This window comes from Synechococcus sp. ROS8604, assembly GCF_014279655.1.
Classification (GTDB): domain Bacteria; phylum Cyanobacteriota; class Cyanobacteriia; order PCC-6307; family Cyanobiaceae; genus Synechococcus_C.
In genome coordinates this window covers 2,229,611-2,248,412 of sequence record NZ_CP047946.1, presented here as the reverse complement: position 1 = coordinate 2,248,412, position 18,802 = coordinate 2,229,611, and the positions used below count along the sequence as shown (strand labels likewise).

Below are 18,802 nucleotides of genomic sequence, written 5' to 3'. Positions count from 1 at the left end.
GCATCAATGCTTAATAAAGCTTAGGTGCGCGTACTTGATGGCCAATATCTCTTCGGAATTGCATTCCGTCGTATCGAACCCGCGTTAATCCCTTGTAGGCCTTAACGAAGGCCTGATCAAAATCTGGCGCTTGCGCCACCATTGCAAGAACGCGGCCGCCGGAGGTCTTCAGCACCCCCTCCGTGCTGTGACGAGTTCCCGCATGGAACAACTGAAGTTGGTGCGTGGTGCTTGGTTCCGGTTCGAGCGCAATGGTAATGGGATCGCCTTTGCGGGGGCTGTCGGGATAGCCAGCGGCTGCCGCCACCACGCAGGCACTGCACAACTCTGTGTGCGTGAGTGTTGGAGCGTCCGCTAGACGTCCGAGGGCACAGGCCTGCAGCACTCGAGCCAGTTCAGGCCCTATGAGAGGCATCAGGGTTTGGCATTCAGGATCGCCAAAGCGGCAATTGAATTCGATTACCTGGGGCCCATCGGGCGTCAGCATCAGACCCGCATAAATCACCCCTCGATAGAGGATTCCTCGCTTGCGCAAGGCCGCAAGGGTTGGTTCCAGGATCCGTTCGCGCACCTGCTCTAGTTGCGCTTGATCGAGCAGGGGGGCCGGTGCATAAGCCCCCATCCCCCCGGTGTTCGGTCCTTGATCCCCCTCCAGGAGTCGTTTGTGATCCTGTGCAGGCGGAAGCAGAACCATGTTCTCGCCATCGCAAAGGGCAAACACGGAGACTTCAGGTCCCGTTAGGCGTTCTTCCAAGACGAGCTGCTCACCGGCCTGTCCGAACCGTCCTTGAAAAGCCTCTTGAATGGCGGTGGCCGTCTCCTCCACGCTGTTCGCCACCGTTACCCCCTTCCCTGCCGCGAGCCCATCCGCCTTCACCACCAGGGGGCGCTGCAGTTGTTGGAGAAGGGCAAGACCCTCCTGTTCGTTGGACACGGTCCAGTACCCAGCCGTGGGAATGCCTGCTTCTTGCATTAATTGCTTCGCCCAGGCTTTGCTCGCCTCGAGCTGGGCACCCTCCGCGCTCGGACCGAAGACAGCGATGCCTTGCCCGCAAAGTGTGTCTGCGAGCCCAGCGGCCAAGGGGGCTTCTGGACCGATCACCACCAGATCGATGCGGTGGTCTCTGCATGCCGCAACCATGCCGTCGTGATCGGCTTCTGCAATGGCCAGTGGAGTGCAGCCTTCTAAATCGCTGGTGCCAGCGTTGCCTGGGCTGATCCAAATGCCTTCAATTTCTGGGCAGCGCCTGAACGCCCAGGCCAACGCCTGCTCTCGTCCGCCACCTCCCACCACGAGCACATTGCGCAACGGTGGGAGCGAGAGGGGACGGGTGGTGGAGATGGACATGGGCGGGTGCGGAACGGGGGGTGACCCCTAGGTTTGGAGTTCAGGAGCAATGCTCGGCGCGTTGTCCTGACCTGTCCATCTTTGTTGAGCGACTGTCAGCCCATGGGGCTTTCCTCCCTGCCACTGTTTTTTTTGTTGGCGGCAACACCGCCGTTGGCCTCGGCCCCTGTGCAGCCTGTCGTTCTGCCGATGTCCAAAGAGGCCTTTGAAACGGTCCTCGAAGACGGTGGCATTCCCCAGTTGTCGGCGGCTTGTGCCGATGCCGATCGCTTTGGCCTGCAGGAGCGCTTGCGTCTTCTGCGCGATCGTTTGATGCTGGTGGCGCCTGCTCCCCAACCATTTGCTCTTGTGATGGCGAATGCTCGGGCGCTGATGGCCTGCAAGGCTCCAGACAGCACCCAGATTGTTCTAAGTCGATTTGGGCCTGGACCAGGATCAGCGCGAAGGGAGTGGTTGCTCCTGTCATGGCAAGCCGCCAGTGCGGCCCTCGATCAAGACCGCGCAGTGCTTGCACTTCGGCGTTTGGCTGATGGAGACCTCACGCGTCTTGATTTTGAAATGTTGATCGTGGGCTATTCGGATGATGGCTTGCCGCTCACCCGTTCAGCCCTCGATCTGCTGGCCAACCATGAGTTGGCAGCCGGCCGGCCGGAGGAAGCCGTCACGGTTCTCCTGGCGGGTCGTACCCCAGGAGTTGTGGCATCGCGCAGGCTTGGTCAAGTCGCTGAGCTGCTGGCACCTCTTGATCCAGATCGCAGTGATCTGTTGTTGGAATCAGCCTTGGATCAAGCGGCCGCTGAGCAAGCTTGGGGTTTGGCAGAAGATTTGCTTCGCCTGCAGTTGCGTTTGGCCCTGCAGCAAGGTGGGGATGCTGATCGGCCTCGTGAACGGCTGAGACGGTTGGCCAGCCGGGTTGATGACCGATTAACGCTGCTCGAGCTGGAACAGATCTCCCCTGAGCTGGATCCTCAGCGTTTGCAAGACCTTGAGGATCAGCTTCGCTCTCCTCGCGCGCCCGGTGGCCATGCCTCCCTGGGAGAATCGGATTCATCCGAAGCTCCTGCTTCTAATCCTTTGCCCACGCCATGACCAGCACCCATGGGCCTCTTCTTTATGAGGGCAAGGCCAAACGCATCTATGCCTCAAACAATGAGGCTGAGGTTTTGGTTGAGTTCAAGAACGATGCCACGGCTTTCAACGCTCAAAAGCGTGCACAACTTGATGACAAAGGGCGACTTAACTGTCAGATCTCAGCGTGCCTGTTTGAGTTGCTGGAACGGGAAGGAATACCAACCCATTACTGCGGATTGGAGTCCGATCATTGGATGGTGGTCCAACGGGTCCAGGTGATTCCGATTGAAGTCGTGCTGCGCAACGTGGCGACTGGATCGCTCTGCCGTCAAACCCCAATTTCTCAAGGCACTCGTTTGGATCCAGCACTGCTGGATCTCTATTACAAGGATGATGATCTTGGTGATCCTCTTTTGACCGAGTCGCGCCTGTTCTTACTTGACTTAGTGAGTCAGGAAAGTCGTCAGGAAATCGAGACGTTGGCAAGACGGGTGAATTCCGTTTTGACTCCTTTCTTTTCGGGTCTCAATTTGCAATTGGTGGATTTCAAGCTCGAGCTGGGGCTCAATGCTGCGGGTGAATTACTTGTTGCTGACGAGATCAGCCCAGACACCTGCCGTCTTTGGGACATGAACAGCCAAGATGCAAAAGAGCGCATTTTGGACAAGGATCGCTTCCGTCAAGATCTCGGAGGAGTGATCGAGGCCTACGGGGAGGTCTGCAAACGGGTCCAAGGGGCAACCCCTAACCCCCGCAACTACAGGTAAGGTCACCGGACGTTTCCGGTCGTTTTGGCCGATATCCGCACCACCTCATGGTCAACTTCTCCTCATGCCGAACCAGGAACGCCGTTCGGCGAGGAGCTTTGGGGCTAGCACTGGCCCTTCCGCTTCTGACCACCCTTCCGGCTCGAGCGCAAGCTGAGGCTGACTCCGATCCGAGTTCTGAGCAACAGATCCAGCTCGAGGATGCCCTCACTGGGGATTCTCCAGATTCGCAATCTGCACCTCAATCCGTTGAGGTGGAAGTGTTTGAAGATGGTCAGGAAGCACCTGTTGCTGCTGAAAACGAGGGCCCTGAGCAGCCAAGAGTTCTTATTACAGAGGTGGTGATCGAAGGGATCGATGGTCACCCCGAGCAAGAGCGGGTGGAATTGGCTGCTTATGACGCCATGTCCGTGCGTCCTGGTAGCCGCGTCACCAGGGATGAACTCAAAGTTGATTTGGAGGCGATTTACGCCACTGGTTGGTTCTCAGACGTTCGCATCGAACCTGTTAATGGTCCTCTTGGTGTGCAACTTGTTGTTCAGGTTATTCCCAACCCTGTACTGACCAGGGTTGAATTGCTGCCTGAAGACAATGAGATCCCTGCACAGGTTATTGAGGATGCCTTTAGTTCCGATTACGGACGCACGCTGAACCTCTCCGAGCTTCAGCTTCGGATGAAAGAACTTCAGACTTGGTATGCCAGTGAGGGGTATGCCCTTGCCAGGGTCACAGGACCGACCCGAGTCAGTCCAGATGGGGTTGTGCAGCTCAAAGTTGTTGTCGGTACGGTTGCGGGCGTTGAGGTGCAATTCCTGAACAAGGAAGGCGAAACCACCAACGAAAAAGGTGAACCGATTCGTGGAAAAACCAAACCTTGGGTGATTACAAGAGAAATATCGATCAAGCCAGGTGAGGCTTTTAATCGCAACCAACTTGAGAGTGATATCAAACGCCTTTACGGAACATCGTTGTTCAGTGACGTCAAAGTCACATTGAAGCCCGTTGCCGGAAATCCAGGCGAAGTCAATATTATTTTGGGAATTGTTGAGCAGTCCACCGGTTCTCTCTCAGGCGGCTTGGGCTACAGCCAAAGTCAGGGTGTGTTTGGACAGGTTCAGGTTCAAGACAGCAATTTGTTTGGCCGCGCCTGGAACCTAGCTCTCAACCTTACCTACGGTCAGTATGGCGGTTTGGCGAATTTTACGTTTACTGATCCATGGATCAAGGGTGATGCGCATCGCACATCCTTCAGGACCTCTTTGTTCTTGAGTCGTGAGGTGCCTCAGGTCTTTCAGAGCCAAAACAATGGAGATATTGTTACTGTCACTGATTACCAAGATAATAATTCTTCCCGAGCTTACGAAATCAGTACAAGTAACAATCCTGCTGGCAGGAAGTTTGATGATGTTGATGAGGCAACTGAACTCTTTCCCGAGTTCAGTTGGTTTGATTATCAAGGTGACTCTGTTGCCTTGCAAAGGGTTGGGGGGAATATCATATTTGCAAGGCCTCTAAATGGCGGTGACCCCTATAAGAATGCGCCATGGCAGATTCTTGCTGGTTTAAATATTCAGAATGTTCGACCCATTAATTTCCAGGGCACTTCCCGAGTTTATGGCACTCCAAGTGAAGGAGATGACGACAGTATTCCTAATGAAGATATTATCTGTATTTCCTATAATTGCTCCACTGAAAACAACCTTGCCGGGTTGAGATTTGCGGCTACTTACAACACCCTCAATGACCCCCGCAATCCAACGTCGGGTAATTTCTTCAGTTTCGGTACCGAGCAATTCCTGTCTGTTGGTGAGAATTCACCAACTTTCAATCGTGTAAAAGCGAGCTATACCCAATTCTTCCCCGTGAATTGGTTGAAAATTGCGAAAGGCTGCAGGCCCAAGCCCGGCGAAAAAGCAAATTGTCCACAAGCCATTGGTCTTCAACTCAAGGCTGGTTCCATTGTCGGAGACTTGCCTCCTTACGAGGCCTTTTGCCTCGGCGGTTCGAACTCAGTGCGTGGTTGGTACGACTGCGATCTAGCGGTTGGGCGTAGTTATGGCGAGGCAACTTTGGAATATCGCTTCCCGATTATCAGCATTTTCGCAGGAGAGATTTTTGCTGATGCAGGTACTGACTTTGGTTCCCAGAGCAGTGTTCCTGGAAAGCCTGGCAAATTGCTCAAAAAACCAGGTTCAGGTTTCTCCATTGGAACAGGTGTGATTGTGACAACGCCTGTCGGCCCTCTTCGTCTTGAGGTTGCCAGTCAGGACTTCACCGGTGAATGGAGATTCAACTTAGGTGTGGGCTGGAAATTCTAATGGTGTCTTGGCCTGCTGATTACAACGGGCCTTGGACGTTGGCATCAAGGGTGTCGCGCTCCGGGATTGGGTTGCACAGTGGGCAGCAATGTGAAGTCACCCTGGTTCCTTCTGAGCAGGAAGGCTTCTATGTGCGCTGGCTTGATCAAACCTCAGAATCCGTTCGTTTAGATCCCTCACAGGTGCGCGATAGCCAGCTGTGCACCACCCTCGATTTTGGAGACAGACAGCTTTCCACCGTGGAACATCTGCTCGCGGCTCTTGCTGGCTGTGGAGTTTCCCATGTTGAGCTGCAGGTATCAGGAACGGAAATTCCGCTACTTGATGGTTCTGCTTTGGGCTGGGTGGAAGCGATCGCTGAAGCTGGATTGACCACAGCGTCGACACCCCGCCGCTCCCCGTTGGTTCTGTCGGCACCGCTGGCCTTCTATCGCGGAAACAGCGCCATCGTGGCAACACCTGCTGATCGCTTCACGCTGGTTGGCGTGATTGATTTCCCTCAACAAGCGATTGGTCGCCAGCAATTGGCCCTCGAGCTCACTCCTCAGACCTTTGTGGAAGAGATTGCGCCTGCTCGGACCTTTGGTTTTCGCGAGCAAGTGGAGCAACTTCGCGCCTCGGGTCTCATTCGTGGAGGCGCTTTAGATAATGCCCTCGTTTGTGACGGCGATTCCTGGGTGAATCCGCCGCTGCGTTTTCAAGATGAGCCAGTGCGCCATAAGATCTTGGATCTAATCGGAGATCTCGCTCTCGTGGGTTTCCCTCAAGCCCAGGTGCTTGCCTATCGCGGATCCCACGGCCTTCATACTGATCTGGCCGCGGCACTTGCCGATCAACTCGTTCCCCAACGCTGAGCCACTTGACCGTTCTTGCCTCTACCGACTCGCCTTCTGCCGTGCTCAATGCTGAGCAGATCATGGGTCTGCTGCCGCATCGTTATCCCTTCGCCTTGGTGGATCGGGTGCTTGAGCACGTTCCAGGTGAGCGCGCTGTCGCGATCAAGAATGTCACCGTCAATGAGCCCCATTTCCAGGGGCATTTCCCTGGTCGTCCCTTGATGCCTGGGGTGTTGATTGTTGAAGCGATGGCTCAGGTGGGTGGATTGATCGTGACTCAGATGCCGGATCTCCCCCAGGGCTTGTTCGTATTCGCAGGAATTGACGGTGTTCGTTTTCGTCGGCCAGTGGTTCCTGGCGATCAATTGAGGATTACCTGCGAGTTGCTCAGCCTTAAACGAAAGCGTTTTGGCAAAGTAAAGGCGGAGGCCACGGTGGATGGACAGCTTGTCTGCTCCGGTGAGCTGATGTTTTCTCTGGTGGATTGATCGTGATGAGTGAGGAGCTCTCCACATCAGTGATCACGGACGATCGCCCCGCTCGGGTCCATCCGATGGCGGTGGTGGATTCCCGAGCGCAACTCGCCAATGGTGTCGTGATCGGTCCTGGAGCTGTGATTGGTCCTGAGGTGAGCATCGGAGCGAATACCTGGATTGGTCCCAACGTGGTGCTCGATGGTGTTCTGCGCATTGGCGCTCACAATCGCATTTACCCGGGTGCCTGTTTGGGGCAAGAACCTCAGGATTTGAAATACAAAGGCGCTCCGACGGAGGTTGTCATTGGTAATCACAACACGATTCGTGAATGCGTCACGATTAATCGTGCCACCGATGAAGGTGAGCAGACTCGAATTGGGGACAACAATTTACTCATGGCTTATTGCCACCTTGGGCATAATTGTTTGCTTGGAAACAAGATTGTGATGTCGAATGGCATCCAGGTAGCCGGCCATGTGCTGATTGAAGATCGGGCTGTGATCGGTGGTTGTTTAGGGATTCATCAATTTGTGCATATCGGCGGCATGGCGATGGTTGGCGGCATGACCCGTGTGGATCGTGATGTTCCTCCTTACTGTCTTGTCGAAGGCCATCCAGGCAGGGTGCGGGGTCTGAATCGTGTGGGTTTGAGACGTCAAGGCCTGCATCGCCTTGAGGGAGGGCAGGAATTTAAACAGCTTCAGGAGATCTGGTCGTTGCTCTACCGCTCCGATCACGTCATTGCTGACGGCTTGAACCTTGCGAGGAAGCAGGCTTTGCTCCCTGCTGCAAATCATCTCTGTACGTTTTTGGAGGGTTCCTTGTCGACAGGTCGACGGGGGCCCATGCCTCCTCCCTCGAGTCGCTGATGGTGCGTCTGCTCATCAGCACCGGCGAGGTGTCGGGAGATCTGCAGGGAAGCTTGCTGATTCAGGCCCTATGGCGTGTCGCGAAGCGTCGTGGACTCGATTTAGAAGTCCTCGCTCTGGGTGGTGAGCGGATGCAGGCTGCTGGAGCTGAATTGCTGGCCGATACTTCGCCGATGGGCGCGATTGGCCTCTGGGAAGCCCTCCCTTTGGTTCTCCCCACGATTCGATTGCAAGCCAGGGTGGATCGGGTCTTAAAAGAGCGCCCACCCGATGGGGTGGTGTTGATCGATTACATGGGCGCCAATGTGCGCTTAGGCCACAGCCTCAGAGATCGTCTGCCGGATGTGCCAATCACCTATTACATCGCCCCCCAGGAATGGGCTTGGCGCATTGGGGAAGGAGGTACCAAAAGTTTGCTGCAGTTCACAGATCGCATCCTGGCGATTTTTCCTGAAGAAGCCGAGTTCTATGCCGGTCGAGGCGCTGACGTCACCTGGGTGGGGCATCCCCTCCTCGATATGGTTCCGGTCTCCCCCGATCGACAGGCTGCTCGGCGTGCGTTGGGCTTGCCCTCGGAAGGGGCCCTCTTGGTCTTGATGCCTGCATCAAGGCCTCAGGAACTGCGATACCTCATGCCTGAATTGGTGCAGGCTGCCGCCACCCTTCAAGCGCGTGACCCATCGTTGAATGTGATCGTGCCAGCCGGATTGGAGCGCTTTGAGGAGCCATTGCATCAGGCCCTGGATCAAGCGGGGGTTCGAGGGACGGTGATTCCAGCTGATCAGGCCGATGCCATGAAGCCACACCTATTTGCCGCTGCGGACTTGGCACTGGGTAAATCGGGAACGGTGAATTTGGAATTAGCGCTTCAGGGTGTTCCGCAAGTGGTTGGTTATCGGGTCAGCCGTGTCACCGCCTGGGTGGCGCGGCGAATTCTCCGTTTCCACGTGAATCACATCTCGCCGGTCAATCTTTTGCTGAAGGAGCGTCTGGTGCCTGAGCTGTTGCAGGAGGATTTCAATGCCGATCAGCTTGTGGCGTTGGCCATTCCTTTGTTGGATGACCAAGCGGATCGGCAAAGGGTTTTGGATGGGTATCAGCGCTTGCGTGACACCCTGGGTGAACCGGGTGTGACCGATCGTGCTGCCGAAGCCATTCTTGACCAGATCCAACAGCCCTCTTGAGCTCATGCGTGCGTTGATCCCGCTGGTTTTGACCAGCATCATGTTGTTAAGCCCGATGTCAGCGATGGCAGCCGTTCAAGATGCTGTTCTTGCGGGTGGTTGTTTTTGGTGCCTCGAACATGATTTAGAGGATGTTGAAGGTGTGATTTCGGCTGAAAGTGGGTATAGCGGTGGCCATGTGGAGAATCCCACGTATCAACAAGTGAGTGGTGAAAAAAGTGGGCATCAAGAAGTGGTACGTGTGCGATTTGATTCCGATAAAATTAGTTATGCCACCCTTTTGCAACATTATTGGCGCAATGTTGACCCGCTTGACGGACAAGGCCAGTTTTGTGATCGGGGTGACTCATATCGACCCGTGATTTTTACCGCTGGTGAGCAGCAGGCCACCGCCGCTAAAGCAAGTGCTGCCTCGGCTGCAAGTGAATTAGGGGTCTCACAATCTAAGATTAAAGTGCAGATTCGCGATGTAGTTCAGTTTTGGCCGGCGGAGGATTACCACCAAGATTATGCCAATAAAAATGAACTTCGTTATCGTTATTACCGCTTCAGTTGTGGGCGTGATCGCCGTCTTGATGCCGTGTGGGGCGAGCGCGCAAGATCGGGTGCATCCTGGGTTGCTTCTGAGCTAGCGCCATGACACCTTCCTGAAAACCGAAGAAAATCTGTAATTAGATCTTTGATCCCATTCAGGCGTTTCTCAGTGAAGATGCGGGTATTCCCCTCTCGACGCTCTAGGACTTTGTCCCTACCATTAGCCCAAGATTTGTGGAGGGGCTGTATGTATCTGCTGACGATCAAGGATGGTCTGGTGACGCGTCACGTTGGTCCTTATCCGTCGACGAAGCAGGCTTCGGATGATTTGGATCGTGTGCTTTTGACATGTTCTGAGCGGGCGCGTTGGCAAATCCATGCCCTCGAGTGCCCACGTGCGATGACTGCGGTTGCGTCCTAATCAGCTCTTCGGCCTGGATAACCGCTGAGAAGACCGCTTTCGATCATTAAGCCGATTCCTGCGTTGATGCAGATCAAGCTCAGCGTTCCATACCAGAACCAAGGGCCGCGGTCCTGCCCAAGTAGCTGAATAATCCTTCGACTGATCGCTTCCCCGAACAGGCAGAGACCTGCAGGTAACAGCAGAACTCCAAGTTGAGCTCGCACGTACCAGCGCAAGGGTCTGGAAGCCATTTGTTTTTGTGGGTTCACAATCTTGGAAAACTTAAGACTCGGCTTGCTGGGTTTGAGCACACACCCAATTCACCAAGGTGCGGACTCCATAGCCTGTGGCTCCAGCAGGATCCATTCCCCTTCCTTTATCGCTCCACACCGTGCCGGCGATGTCGATGTGGGCCCATGGGATGGAGCTTTGGACAAATTCCTTGAGGAACAAAGCGGCTGTGATCGAGCCTCCTGGGCGAGGACCTGTGTTTTTCAGGTCCGCAAGCAGTGATTTCAGACCTTTTCGATACTCCTGGTGCATCGGCATGCGCCAGATCCCTTCCCCTGCATTTTTTGCTGCTCCCTCTAAGGCGTGGGCAAGCACATCATCTCCAGTCCAAAGCCCGGCAATCTCGTCGCCCAGGGCAATCACGCAGGCTCCGGTCAATGTGGCCAGGTCAACGATGGCATCGGGTTCGAGCTCGGATGCATAAACCAAGGCATCCGCGAGGGTGAGACGGCCTTCCGCATCCGTGTTGTTGATTTCAATCGTGGTGCCATTGGACGCGGTGACGATGTCGCCGGGGTGCACGGCAGATCCGTTGATCATGTTTTCGCATGACGCCACCAGCATGTGCACTTCCACCCCCTCGGGGCGAAGCTCAGCGATCGAGCGCATCGCGCCAAGAACGGCTGCACTGCCTCCCATATCGAATTTCATCATGTCGATCTGAGCAGCACCCACTTTCAGGTTGTAACCGCCGGAATCAAACGTGAGTCCCTTGCCCACCAAGACCACCCGTCTTGTGGCCGGACCTGAGGGGCGGTAGGTGAGATGGATGAACTTGGGATCCATATCTGAGCCTTGACAGACGGAAAGGAATGACCCCATTCCCCTGGCTTCACAGTCGCTGCGCTCGAGCACCTTCAAGTCCAAGCCATGCTCATGCGCCAGCTGAGCGGCACTGTCCGCAAGGGCGGATGGGGTGACGCTGTTCGGAGGCGCCGCAACCAGTTCTCGTGCGAGCTCGACCCCCGCGCAAATGGGATGCACCGCTTCGAGGGCGCTGCTGAGCGTGTTGGGGAGAGGGCCAAGCAGTTCCAGCCGCTCGGGGTGGATGCTGGGCTCGGGTTTGCTGCGGAAGCGTTGATCGCTGTAAAGAGCAAGCCTGACCGCTTGCGCTGCCACGGTGACTGCGTCTGCAGGATTCACGGCGTTCCATGGCAAGAGCAATCCGAGGCTGCCTGCTTGCTCCTTGCTCGCCCGTGCCGCAGCAGCTCCAGCCTTCCGAAAGCTATGGACATCAAGTGCTTCAAGAGGGCCCATGCCTATCAGCACGAGGGATGAGCAGTTGGGGTTGAGGAGTTGAAGGCTCGCGTGCTCTCCGCTTTTTCCTTGGAACTTGCGTTGTTCCAACCAGTCGCCCAGGGAGATGGAAAAGCGTTCCTCCATCGCTGGGATCCAGCCATTGGGATCCCCCTCTGCAATGCCTAGGGCCAAGACGGTTCCCGACCAGGCCTGTGGCTGGGCCGAAGAGAGGGAGATCTGCATGGAGATTGGGCGCGTGAGTCGATGCTACGGGGCACCCTTAATCGGCATGGAACGGTGTGGACCAACGCGCACGGGTTTCCTTGTTGAAGGGTGGTTGCCAGAGGCGAATCAAGGTTTGTTCCAGGCGTCGTCGTGAACGGGTGTCCTGCGGAACATCGGCCCAGAAACGAATGCTTGTGCTGCAGCACAAGCCCGTGCCCATGCAGGCCTCTTGGTAACTCGCCAAGTAGGCCTTGCAGTCGTGCTCGCCTTTCCAGCGACGATCAGCCGCCTTGGTTTCTCCGATGTAGAGAAGGATGGGATGGTCGAGTTCTTTCGGGCGATCCATCACGAGATAGATGGCCGCCCCTTGATGGGGACTGTTGGGCCAACGCCAGAAGCTCAACGCTAAGGGCCTGAGCTGAAGAGGCTGGAAATTGCTCAGCGGATTGGTGTTGTCGCTGGCAAACAGATGCTGTTGTCCTGTTGGTTGATCTCGATGCCCGGACTGAGACTCCAATGGAGGCGCGAACAGCGGTGCCTGGAACTGATGGATGCGCTCTTGCCAACCCCGTAACAGCTCCGCAGTCAGGGGCAGGGAAGGATCGATCAGGCCACTGGATTCTGCCAATGGCTGCTCGAAAAGGTTGCCCTGCCCAGGTGGAATGCCCATGGGTTTAGCCCCTTGGAGGAAGGCTGGGGCCGGATGGCCGCGCCCCAAAACTCACGCGACCAATCAGCTGTTCCACAGCATCAGGGGGCAGACACACCCGTTCCTGGAGATCGGCGAGATGCTCGAACGGCTTCAGTCGCCGCTCTTGAATGAGACGTTGGAGGCGGGGTTTTGGCCAGTTGAGCGTCTGCTCCAACAAGGTGGGGGCAGCGGCATTGAGATCTAGGGGGGGCTGTTCAGGCAGCACGGGAGCATCCCCATGCCAGCGGAACACCAGGTGGGGTGTCCAGCGCTCCACCAGATCATTAGGAAGGTTCAGCAGAAGAACGAGATCATCCAGCTGGGTGAATTGCACCCCACCCCGTTGGAGTCGCATTAAGACGTCGACCATCGCCTCACTGCAACCAGGCAATTGTTGCCATTGCTCAGGGGTTGCCCTGTTGACATCCAGGCTCCAGGTTGCTGCTGGGGTAGGGGGAGCGCTCAGCTTTTGTTTCGCTTTCTGTTTTGCTGTTTGTTTTGCTTTGACAGGATCTGGAGGTAGATCGCCGGTGGCCTGCAAGAGCTTGCGAGCCAGGGGGTCAAGCCAGTGCTGGCGCGCCATTGATTTGGGAACTTGCTTCTTGGCCAGGACGATACCGAGCCCAAGCCTCAGGTGTTAGGGGTTCCAGCGTGGAGGCAGGGTTGGGATTTCGATCAGTCCCTGTTGAAAAGCCACCACCACGGCGTGGGTGCGATTGTTGGCCTGCAGTTTGCGCAGCAGGCTGCCGATGTGGGATTTCACGGTGTCGATGGAGACGACAAGGATGTCTGCGATGTCCTGATTGCTCATTCCTTTGCAAAGTCCACGCAGCACGTCCTCTTCCTTCAGGCTCAGTTCGGGAGGAATGGCGCCGGAGGCGGTGCGTCCCAGTCGACCGTGCCGGAGAACGTCGGCGATCACGGCATCGTGATACATGCCATCGGATTCCATGGCGGTCAGCGCAGCTGTCACGCCTCCCATCCCGACATTTTGATGGGAGCACAATCCATCACAGGGTGCGTCGATCGCCTGGAGGATGGTGCGCAGAATTGGACGCTGAACGAGCAGCAACGCTTTCAAGCTGGGATTGTTCTGCTTGGCGCGCCGAACGAGGCTCGGGCCATTGCCACCCTCAAGCTGGTCCGTGCAGATCAAGAGGTTGGCATCCGTTGTTTGCAACCTCTGAAGACTGTCTTCTTCTGTTGTGGCGGCAGCAACAAGGGGCCCAAGATCTTGAAACCAGCCCATCCAGCTGGCTAACAACACGCGATCGCCACTGGCAATCGCTGTGCGACTACTACGCAAAAGACTGTGTCCCTGCTTGCTGCGGGTCTGAAGTCTGGGGATCTGGGAGGTGAGATCCAAGCCGTTTTGAAACTCTCCACATGTTGGCTTTGGTGAGGGGGAGTGGATCCGCACTGTGAGGGATTGCGTGAATTGTTCAAAATGTGGGCGACTCTTTCTCAGGACCATGGCCTTCTTCGATTCCGAAATCGTGCAGGAGGAGGCCAAGCATCTTTTTGGCGATTACCAACAGTTGATGCAGCTCGGGTCGGATTATGGAAAATTCGACCGAGAAGGGAAGAAGAAGTTCATCGACACGATGGAAGACCTGATGGAGCGTTACCGCGTTTTTATGAAACGCTTTGAGCTCTCAGAAGACTTTCAAGCCAAGCTCACGGTCGAACAGTTGCGAACGCAGCTTGGGCAGTTTGGGATCACGCCTGAGCAAATGTTCGAACAGATGAATCAAACCTTGGAGCGGATGAAGAGTCAGCTCGAGCAATCGGAAGGTCAGTGAGCCGTACGATCCGTCGCACAGCAAAGTCCTTCTTCGATGACAGTCAACCGCAATTCACTTCCGAACTGGTTGGCGAGGGGGATGGCCGATTTATTTCCGGACGGGAATCCTGATGATGGGGATCAGGCGTTAGCTGCGCGCTTGGCCGCGGCTGCCAAGGATGGCCGTCCACTTCGGGTGAAGTTGGGCATTGACCCAACAGGAAGCGATATTCACCTCGGCCACAGCATTTTGTTTCGCAAGCTGCGCGCTTTTCAGGATGTGGGGCATACAGCCGTCTTGATTATTGGTGATTTCACCGCTCGGATCGGTGATCCAACGGGCAAGAGTGCTACACGCGTGCAGCTCACAACGGATCAGGTTGAGGCCAATGCGACGACCTATCTGCGCCAGCTAGGGCAAGGACAACCCAAGGAAAGGGCCCTGCTTGATTTTGAAACTCCTGGACGCCTGGAGGTGCGACGCAACAGCGAATGGCTTGAGGGCCTGGACTTGCCTCAGGTGATTGGCTTGCTGGGAACGGCCACCGTGGGTCAAATGTTGGCCAAGGATGACTTTGCCAAGCGGTATGGGAGCGGTACCCCAATCGCCCTGCATGAGTTCCTCTATCCCTTGCTTCAGGGGTATGACTCTGTGGCTGTGGATGCTGATGTGGAGCTGGGGGGTACGGATCAGAAATTTAATGTGGCGATGGGGCGTGACTTGCAGCGTCACTTCGGCCAACGAACGCAGTTCGGCTTGCTCTTACCCATCCTTGTTGGTCTTGATGGCGTTCAGAAGATGAGTAAGAGCCTTGGTAACACGGTGGGCTTGGAAGATGATCCGCTGTCGATGTACTCCAAGCTCGAGAAAGTTGGTGATGCGGCCATTCACGACTATCTGATGTTGCTAACCGATCTGGCCGATGAAGCATTGCCGGAGAATCCCCGTGAAAAGCAAAAAGCCATGGCTTTGGCGGTGACGGCAAGCCGCTATGGCATGGAGGTGGCCCATAAAGCACAGGCGGATGCTGCCACGTTGGTGGCTGGATCGGGTGCATTAGCGGCGGATGTGCCAGAGGCATCACTTTCTGCAGTGAACTTTCCTGCCAAGGCGTTCTATCTGCTCAGTGCGGTAGGGATCTGTGCCAGCAGTAGTGAGGCGCGCCGGCAAATCAAAGGGGGAGCCGCACGCCTTGAGGGAGAGAAAATCACCGACCCCAATCAAGAATTTGCTTCAGGATTCGAATTGGAAGGGAAGGTTCTTCAGCTAGGCAAAAAGACATTTAGGCGATTGGTTCCTTGATGTGCTGCTATGACTGCTCCAGCTCAAAACCAGGAGAAGCATGCTTGATATGAACTCTTCGCGTTCTGTCTTCGGAGTGGTCCTTGCCTGTTTGGCGGGTGTGGGAATAACAGTACCGGCCCATGCTGGGATTAAGGATGAATATGAGCGAGCTCAGGCGTGTGACTACAACAAGGCTGAATATGGAAGCGATGTTGGTGTCTTTGATGAGGTAAGCGTACGGTTTTGTATCAGTGAGGATCGTCGATTTGTTGTGTATGTGATGCGCAGCGGTAAATCATGGACCTTGCCCTTTGATCGTGACTATCGCCAGGCCGGAGTGATGAGTTTGAATACCATTGAGGGCGATAAATTAGTTAACTACACCAAGAAAGAAGGTGTGGTCAAGCGCGTGATTCTGGGAAGGAAGCGTGTAGATAGGCCTGTTTTGTATTGATGAGCTGTCGTTGTGTGTTGCCGATCGCCGCAGGGTTGGCAGAAGGACCCTGCTGGTGGTCTGAGCGGAACATTCTTCTTTGGGTGGATATTGAGGCTTCCAGAATTGGCCTGTTTGATCCTGCAGCAGGCAACAATGATTTTTTTCATCTTCCTGCCCACGTGGGTGCTGTTGTTCCCACATCCGTCGGCGATTTGCTCTTGGCAACAGCGGCGGGGTTGATGAGGATGGATCCGAGCACCGGGGTTGTGACCCTGTTGTTGGATCCAGAGGTCGACCGGCCTGGCAATCGCTTCAACGACGGGAAATGTGATCCATGGGGCCGCTTTTGGGCCGGCACGATGGCCTATGACTTCGAGCCATTGGCTGGATCTCTATGGCGGCTGGATGGTGATGGAAGGATCACGCGCCAACGCCGCCAGCTCACCATTTCCAATGGATTGGCTTGGAGCCAAGACCGTGGGACGCTCTATTTCATTGATTCGCCAACGCTGAAGGTGATGGCCTTCCCGCTCACCAGCTCAGGTGAGATCGCCGCAGAACCCAGCATCTGTGTGCAGATTCCAGAGGATTGGGATGCCGTTCCGGATGGCATGTGCATCGATGCGGAGGGAAGGCTTTGGATTGCCCTCTTTGGTGGTGGGGCGGTCACGCGCTGGGATCCCATCAGCGGTCAATTGCTCGACCGATTGGCGGTGCCTTGTCGTCAGGTCACCTCCTGTTGTTTTGGCGGTCCCCACTTGGATCAGTTGTTTATTACGACCGCAAGAAGGGAGATGGATGCTGCTGCCATTGCGGCTGAGCCCTTGGCTGGTGGCCTGTTTCAGGCGGATGTGGGTGTGAAAGGTTTGCCTGCCGATCCTTTTCAAGTGGCGGCTTGACCTGAGGGGGTGCTCATGACCCATCACGATGAGGGTCGTGCGGAGATGCTGCGTGGCTTCCTCTTTCTCGCCTGAATCAGCGGAACGGATCATCGTGGCCCTCGATGGCATGGCGCCGGAGCAGGCCTTGGAGTTTGCGGCCGCGGTGGAAGGGTTGCGCTGGGTGAAGGTGGGCCTGGAGCTGTTCGTGCAAGCGGGGCCGGAGGTGGTAGCTCAGTTGCGGGACAAGGGTTTGCGGGTGTTTCTGGATCTCAAATTTCACGACATTCCGGCGACCATGGCAGGGGCTTGCCGGCGGGCGGCGGCACTCGGAGCGGAGCTGATCACCGTCCATGCCTGCGCTGGCAGCGAAGCGCTGCAGGCGGCTCAAGCCGCGGCGGTGGAGGGGGCGCAAAGCAGCGGGCAGCCGTTGCCAACTCTTTTGGCGGTGACGGTGCTCACCAGCTGGGAGCAGCAGCGGCTGCAACGGGAACTCGCCATCAGCCAAGGCATCGCCGAGCGGGTGCCGGCGTTAGCGCAGCTATCGGCAACTGCAGGTATCGGTGGTTGTGTGTGTTCGCCTTTGGAGGCCGCGGCGTTACGGGCGCAGCATCCCGAGCCGTTTGCGCTTGTCACCCCGGGGATTCGCCCCAAGGGAGCGGCGGTGGGTGATCAGGCCCGGGTGATGGGGCCTTCCGAAGCACTTGCAGCCGGTGCCAGTCAGCTGGTGATCGGCCGGCCGATCACCAAGGCTGAAAACCCCAGCGCTGCGTTTGCCGCTTGCTTCAGTGGGTTTAGCGGCTGATCCGTGTCTTAAAAGGTGAGGCTGAGACCGCCCCAGGCTCGCCAGCTGGTGCCGAGATCGCTACCCCAGAACACCGGGCCCCCACGCACAAACACACCAACGGAGGTGTCGCTGAAATTGAAAGTGGTGTAATCGAGGCCGGCTTCCACCAGCAGGCCATTGGCGTTCTCGGTGCTCATGCCATAGGAGTAGCTGTTGCCGCTTTCGATGTAGCGCACGGTTTGGTTGCCGTTGTCTTGGCCCCAGTTGGCAATCCAGCCCAAGCTCGACTGTGCTCCTGTTCCTCCTGATGAACTCGGCAAAACAGATGTGGCGTTGTACCTGCTGATGGACAACTCCACCTCGATGTTGCAATCCGATCCGTCGACGGCTCTGGCGGGACAGGCCAATCATTTGGAAAGCCAGGATCGGGTGTCGCTCTATGCCTATCAACAGGCCCTGGAGAAAGCGGGCTATGGCTTCAGCCGCAAGGGCGAAAGCGGTGTGCTCTCCACGGCTGCGTTCAAAGACGCGGTGATCAAGAACTCTGCTGCTGATCTGGCCGAGGTGCTCAACGACTTTGAGGTGATCGTTGATCCCAATCACTCTGGAGATGTGCAGGATCTCAAGCTGCATTGGATCAGCTACGGCTATGCCGTGGATTACGGCTCCGCAACGATCACTGCAGACGATCCCAGTGCAGGCAAGCGAGCCGCCGAGGCAATTATCGGCTTGCAGACTCCCGATCAGATCTACGGCAATTCGATCGACGGCAACGTGTTGTGGGCCGAGCGTGGGCTGCCCGCCGTGACCGCGAATGACACGTTCTGGGGAGAGGCGCGCCCCGCTTCCAATCTCTACTCAGGCACAGAAATGCTTGGTGCGCTGGAGGGATTAGAGCACTTGCTGGCGGCCAAGCTGAATCGTTCCGATGCCGATCCCATCACCACTTACATCAACATGACCACGGATGGCCGTCCTGAGCGTCGTGCCTGGTGGGACACGCGCACCGGCGCTGGTTCCGATTCACTTACGGGTCAGTCGGTGCCCCTTCCAGGCAGCTTGGGCGGCGATTCGATCACCAGCTCCGGCCTGCTTTACGACATCGATGGTGATGCCACCTTCCTGAACAACAACGCGGGTGAGCAGCAGTGGACTGCGATGCAGAACCGCCTGAATGCAACCCTCGATGCCATCGCGGCGCAGCAAGCCGACCCGGCCAATCGTTTGCAGGTGTCGGTGCTGGGCATGGGTGATGGTAGTGATGCCAATTTCCCAGCGATCTACAGCGACCTCTTTGGGCTTCGCACCTTCAACAACAGCAGTGGTGGTTGGAGTTACGACTACTCCACCAGCTACGCCTTGCCCGACTTCATCGGCTGAT

The 18,802-nt window shown here is 56.3% G+C and carries 21 protein-coding genes; 14 read left to right on the top strand and 7 right to left on the bottom strand.

Annotation, left to right across the window (positions count from 1 at the left end; translation table 11 throughout):
- Positions 1-10: 10 nt before the first annotated feature.
- Positions 11-1,348, bottom strand: a complete 1,338-nt coding sequence (purD, locus tag SynROS8604_RS12195) for a phosphoribosylamine--glycine ligase (RefSeq protein ID WP_186544196.1) — start codon at positions 1,346-1,348, stop codon at positions 11-13.
- Between the two features lie 102 nt (positions 1,349-1,450).
- Between purD and SynROS8604_RS12190 the strand changes: the two genes are divergently transcribed.
- The 8 genes from SynROS8604_RS12190 to msrA are packed head-to-tail and all read left to right on the top strand — an operon-like array spanning position 1,451 to position 9,509.
- Complete coding sequence (locus SynROS8604_RS12190; RefSeq protein ID WP_186544195.1) at positions 1,451-2,437, top strand: hypothetical protein; 987 nt, start codon at positions 1,451-1,453, stop codon at positions 2,435-2,437.
- The gene (purC, locus tag SynROS8604_RS12185) at positions 2,434-3,186 is read left to right on the top strand and encodes a phosphoribosylaminoimidazolesuccinocarboxamide synthase (RefSeq protein ID WP_186544194.1); all 753 of its coding nucleotides are present in this window, start codon (positions 2,434-2,436) and stop codon (positions 3,184-3,186) included. The genes SynROS8604_RS12190 and purC overlap by 4 nt, the downstream gene beginning before the upstream one ends.
- Before the next feature lie 47 nt (positions 3,187-3,233).
- On the top strand, positions 3,234-5,504 hold the full coding sequence (locus SynROS8604_RS12180; protein WP_186544193.1) for a BamA/TamA family outer membrane protein: 2,271 nt from the start codon (positions 3,234-3,236) through the stop codon (positions 5,502-5,504).
- Positions 5,504-6,358 (top strand): UDP-3-O-acyl-N-acetylglucosamine deacetylase, encoded by an 855-nt coding sequence (lpxC, locus tag SynROS8604_RS12175; protein WP_186544192.1) that lies wholly within the window; start codon positions 5,504-5,506, stop codon positions 6,356-6,358. The genes SynROS8604_RS12180 and lpxC overlap by 1 nt, the downstream gene beginning before the upstream one ends.
- Positions 6,359-6,363: 5 nt before the next feature.
- The gene (gene fabZ, locus SynROS8604_RS12170; protein ID WP_255445043.1) at positions 6,364-6,828 is read left to right on the top strand and encodes a 3-hydroxyacyl-ACP dehydratase FabZ; all 465 of its coding nucleotides are present in this window, start codon (positions 6,364-6,366) and stop codon (positions 6,826-6,828) included.
- Positions 6,829-6,833: 5 nt separating this feature from the next.
- Positions 6,834-7,685, top strand: coding sequence for an acyl-ACP--UDP-N-acetylglucosamine O-acyltransferase (lpxA, locus tag SynROS8604_RS12165; protein ID WP_186544191.1), 852 nt, complete (start codon positions 6,834-6,836; stop codon positions 7,683-7,685).
- Positions 7,685-8,869 (top strand): lipid-A-disaccharide synthase, encoded by a 1,185-nt coding sequence (gene lpxB, locus SynROS8604_RS12160; RefSeq protein ID WP_186544190.1) that lies wholly within the window; start codon positions 7,685-7,687, stop codon positions 8,867-8,869. The genes lpxA and lpxB overlap by 1 nt, the downstream gene beginning before the upstream one ends.
- 4 nt (positions 8,870-8,873) lie before the next feature.
- On the top strand, positions 8,874-9,509 hold the full coding sequence (msrA, locus tag SynROS8604_RS12155) for a peptide-methionine (S)-S-oxide reductase MsrA (protein WP_186544189.1): 636 nt from the start codon (positions 8,874-8,876) through the stop codon (positions 9,507-9,509).
- 311 nt (positions 9,510-9,820) lie between these two features.
- Here the strand turns inward: msrA and SynROS8604_RS12150 are convergent, their stop codons facing one another.
- The 5 genes from SynROS8604_RS12150 to SynROS8604_RS12130 are packed head-to-tail and all read right to left on the bottom strand — an operon-like array spanning position 9,821 to position 13,618.
- A complete protein-coding gene (locus SynROS8604_RS12150; protein ID WP_006853577.1) occupies positions 9,821-10,057 on the bottom strand; it encodes a hypothetical protein in 237 nt (78 codons plus the stop codon).
- A gap of 31 nt (positions 10,058-10,088) precedes the next feature.
- The gene (locus SynROS8604_RS12145) at positions 10,089-11,579 is read right to left on the bottom strand and encodes a leucyl aminopeptidase (RefSeq protein WP_186544188.1); all 1,491 of its coding nucleotides are present in this window, start codon (positions 11,577-11,579) and stop codon (positions 10,089-10,091) included.
- Between the two features lie 37 nt (positions 11,580-11,616).
- Positions 11,617-12,231 carry a GIY-YIG nuclease family protein gene (locus SynROS8604_RS12140; RefSeq protein WP_186544187.1) on the bottom strand — a complete coding sequence of 205 codons (615 nt, stop codon included), beginning with the start codon at positions 12,229-12,231 and terminating at the stop codon, positions 11,617-11,619.
- Positions 12,232-12,235: 4 nt separating this feature from the next.
- Positions 12,236-12,835, bottom strand: coding sequence for a hypothetical protein (locus SynROS8604_RS12135; RefSeq protein WP_186544186.1), 600 nt, complete (start codon positions 12,833-12,835; stop codon positions 12,236-12,238).
- Positions 12,836-12,889: 54 nt separating this feature from the next.
- Positions 12,890-13,618 (bottom strand): response regulator transcription factor, encoded by a 729-nt coding sequence (locus SynROS8604_RS12130; RefSeq protein ID WP_186544185.1) that lies wholly within the window; start codon positions 13,616-13,618, stop codon positions 12,890-12,892.
- A 106-nt stretch (positions 13,619-13,724) separates the two neighbouring features.
- On the opposite strand from SynROS8604_RS12130, the gene SynROS8604_RS12125 reads away from it, so the two are divergent.
- From SynROS8604_RS12125 to pyrF, 5 genes are read left to right on the top strand one after another with little or no spacing between them, the layout of a single operon-like run.
- Positions 13,725-14,054: a DUF1825 family protein gene (locus SynROS8604_RS12125; RefSeq protein ID WP_006853572.1), complete on the top strand. Its 330-nt coding sequence runs from the start codon at positions 13,725-13,727 to the stop codon at positions 14,052-14,054.
- Between the two features lie 36 nt (positions 14,055-14,090).
- Complete coding sequence (gene tyrS / locus SynROS8604_RS12120; protein ID WP_186544184.1) at positions 14,091-15,338, top strand: tyrosine--tRNA ligase; 1,248 nt, start codon at positions 14,091-14,093, stop codon at positions 15,336-15,338.
- Positions 15,339-15,378: 40 nt separating this feature from the next.
- Positions 15,379-15,774 carry a hypothetical protein gene (locus SynROS8604_RS12115; RefSeq protein ID WP_186544183.1) on the top strand — a complete coding sequence of 132 codons (396 nt, stop codon included), beginning with the start codon at positions 15,379-15,381 and terminating at the stop codon, positions 15,772-15,774.
- A complete protein-coding gene (locus SynROS8604_RS12110) occupies positions 15,774-16,655 on the top strand; it encodes an SMP-30/gluconolactonase/LRE family protein (RefSeq protein WP_186544182.1) in 882 nt (293 codons plus the stop codon). Before SynROS8604_RS12115 ends, SynROS8604_RS12110 begins: the two co-directional genes overlap by 1 nt.
- 28 nt (positions 16,656-16,683) lie before the next feature.
- Positions 16,684-17,439 carry an orotidine-5'-phosphate decarboxylase gene (gene pyrF / locus SynROS8604_RS12105; protein WP_186544181.1) on the top strand — a complete coding sequence of 252 codons (756 nt, stop codon included), beginning with the start codon at positions 16,684-16,686 and terminating at the stop codon, positions 17,437-17,439.
- A gap of 8 nt (positions 17,440-17,447) precedes the next feature.
- Here pyrF and SynROS8604_RS12100 read toward each other — a convergent pair whose 3' ends face one another.
- Positions 17,448-17,702 (bottom strand): hypothetical protein, encoded by a 255-nt coding sequence (locus SynROS8604_RS12100; RefSeq protein ID WP_222930108.1) that lies wholly within the window; start codon positions 17,700-17,702, stop codon positions 17,448-17,450.
- On the opposite strand from SynROS8604_RS12100, the gene SynROS8604_RS12095 reads away from it, so the two are divergent.
- Positions 17,686-18,801: a hypothetical protein gene (locus tag SynROS8604_RS12095; protein ID WP_222930107.1), complete on the top strand. Its 1,116-nt coding sequence runs from the start codon at positions 17,686-17,688 to the stop codon at positions 18,799-18,801. The genes SynROS8604_RS12100 and SynROS8604_RS12095 overlap by 17 nt on opposite strands.
- Position 18,802 lies beyond the last annotated feature (1 nt).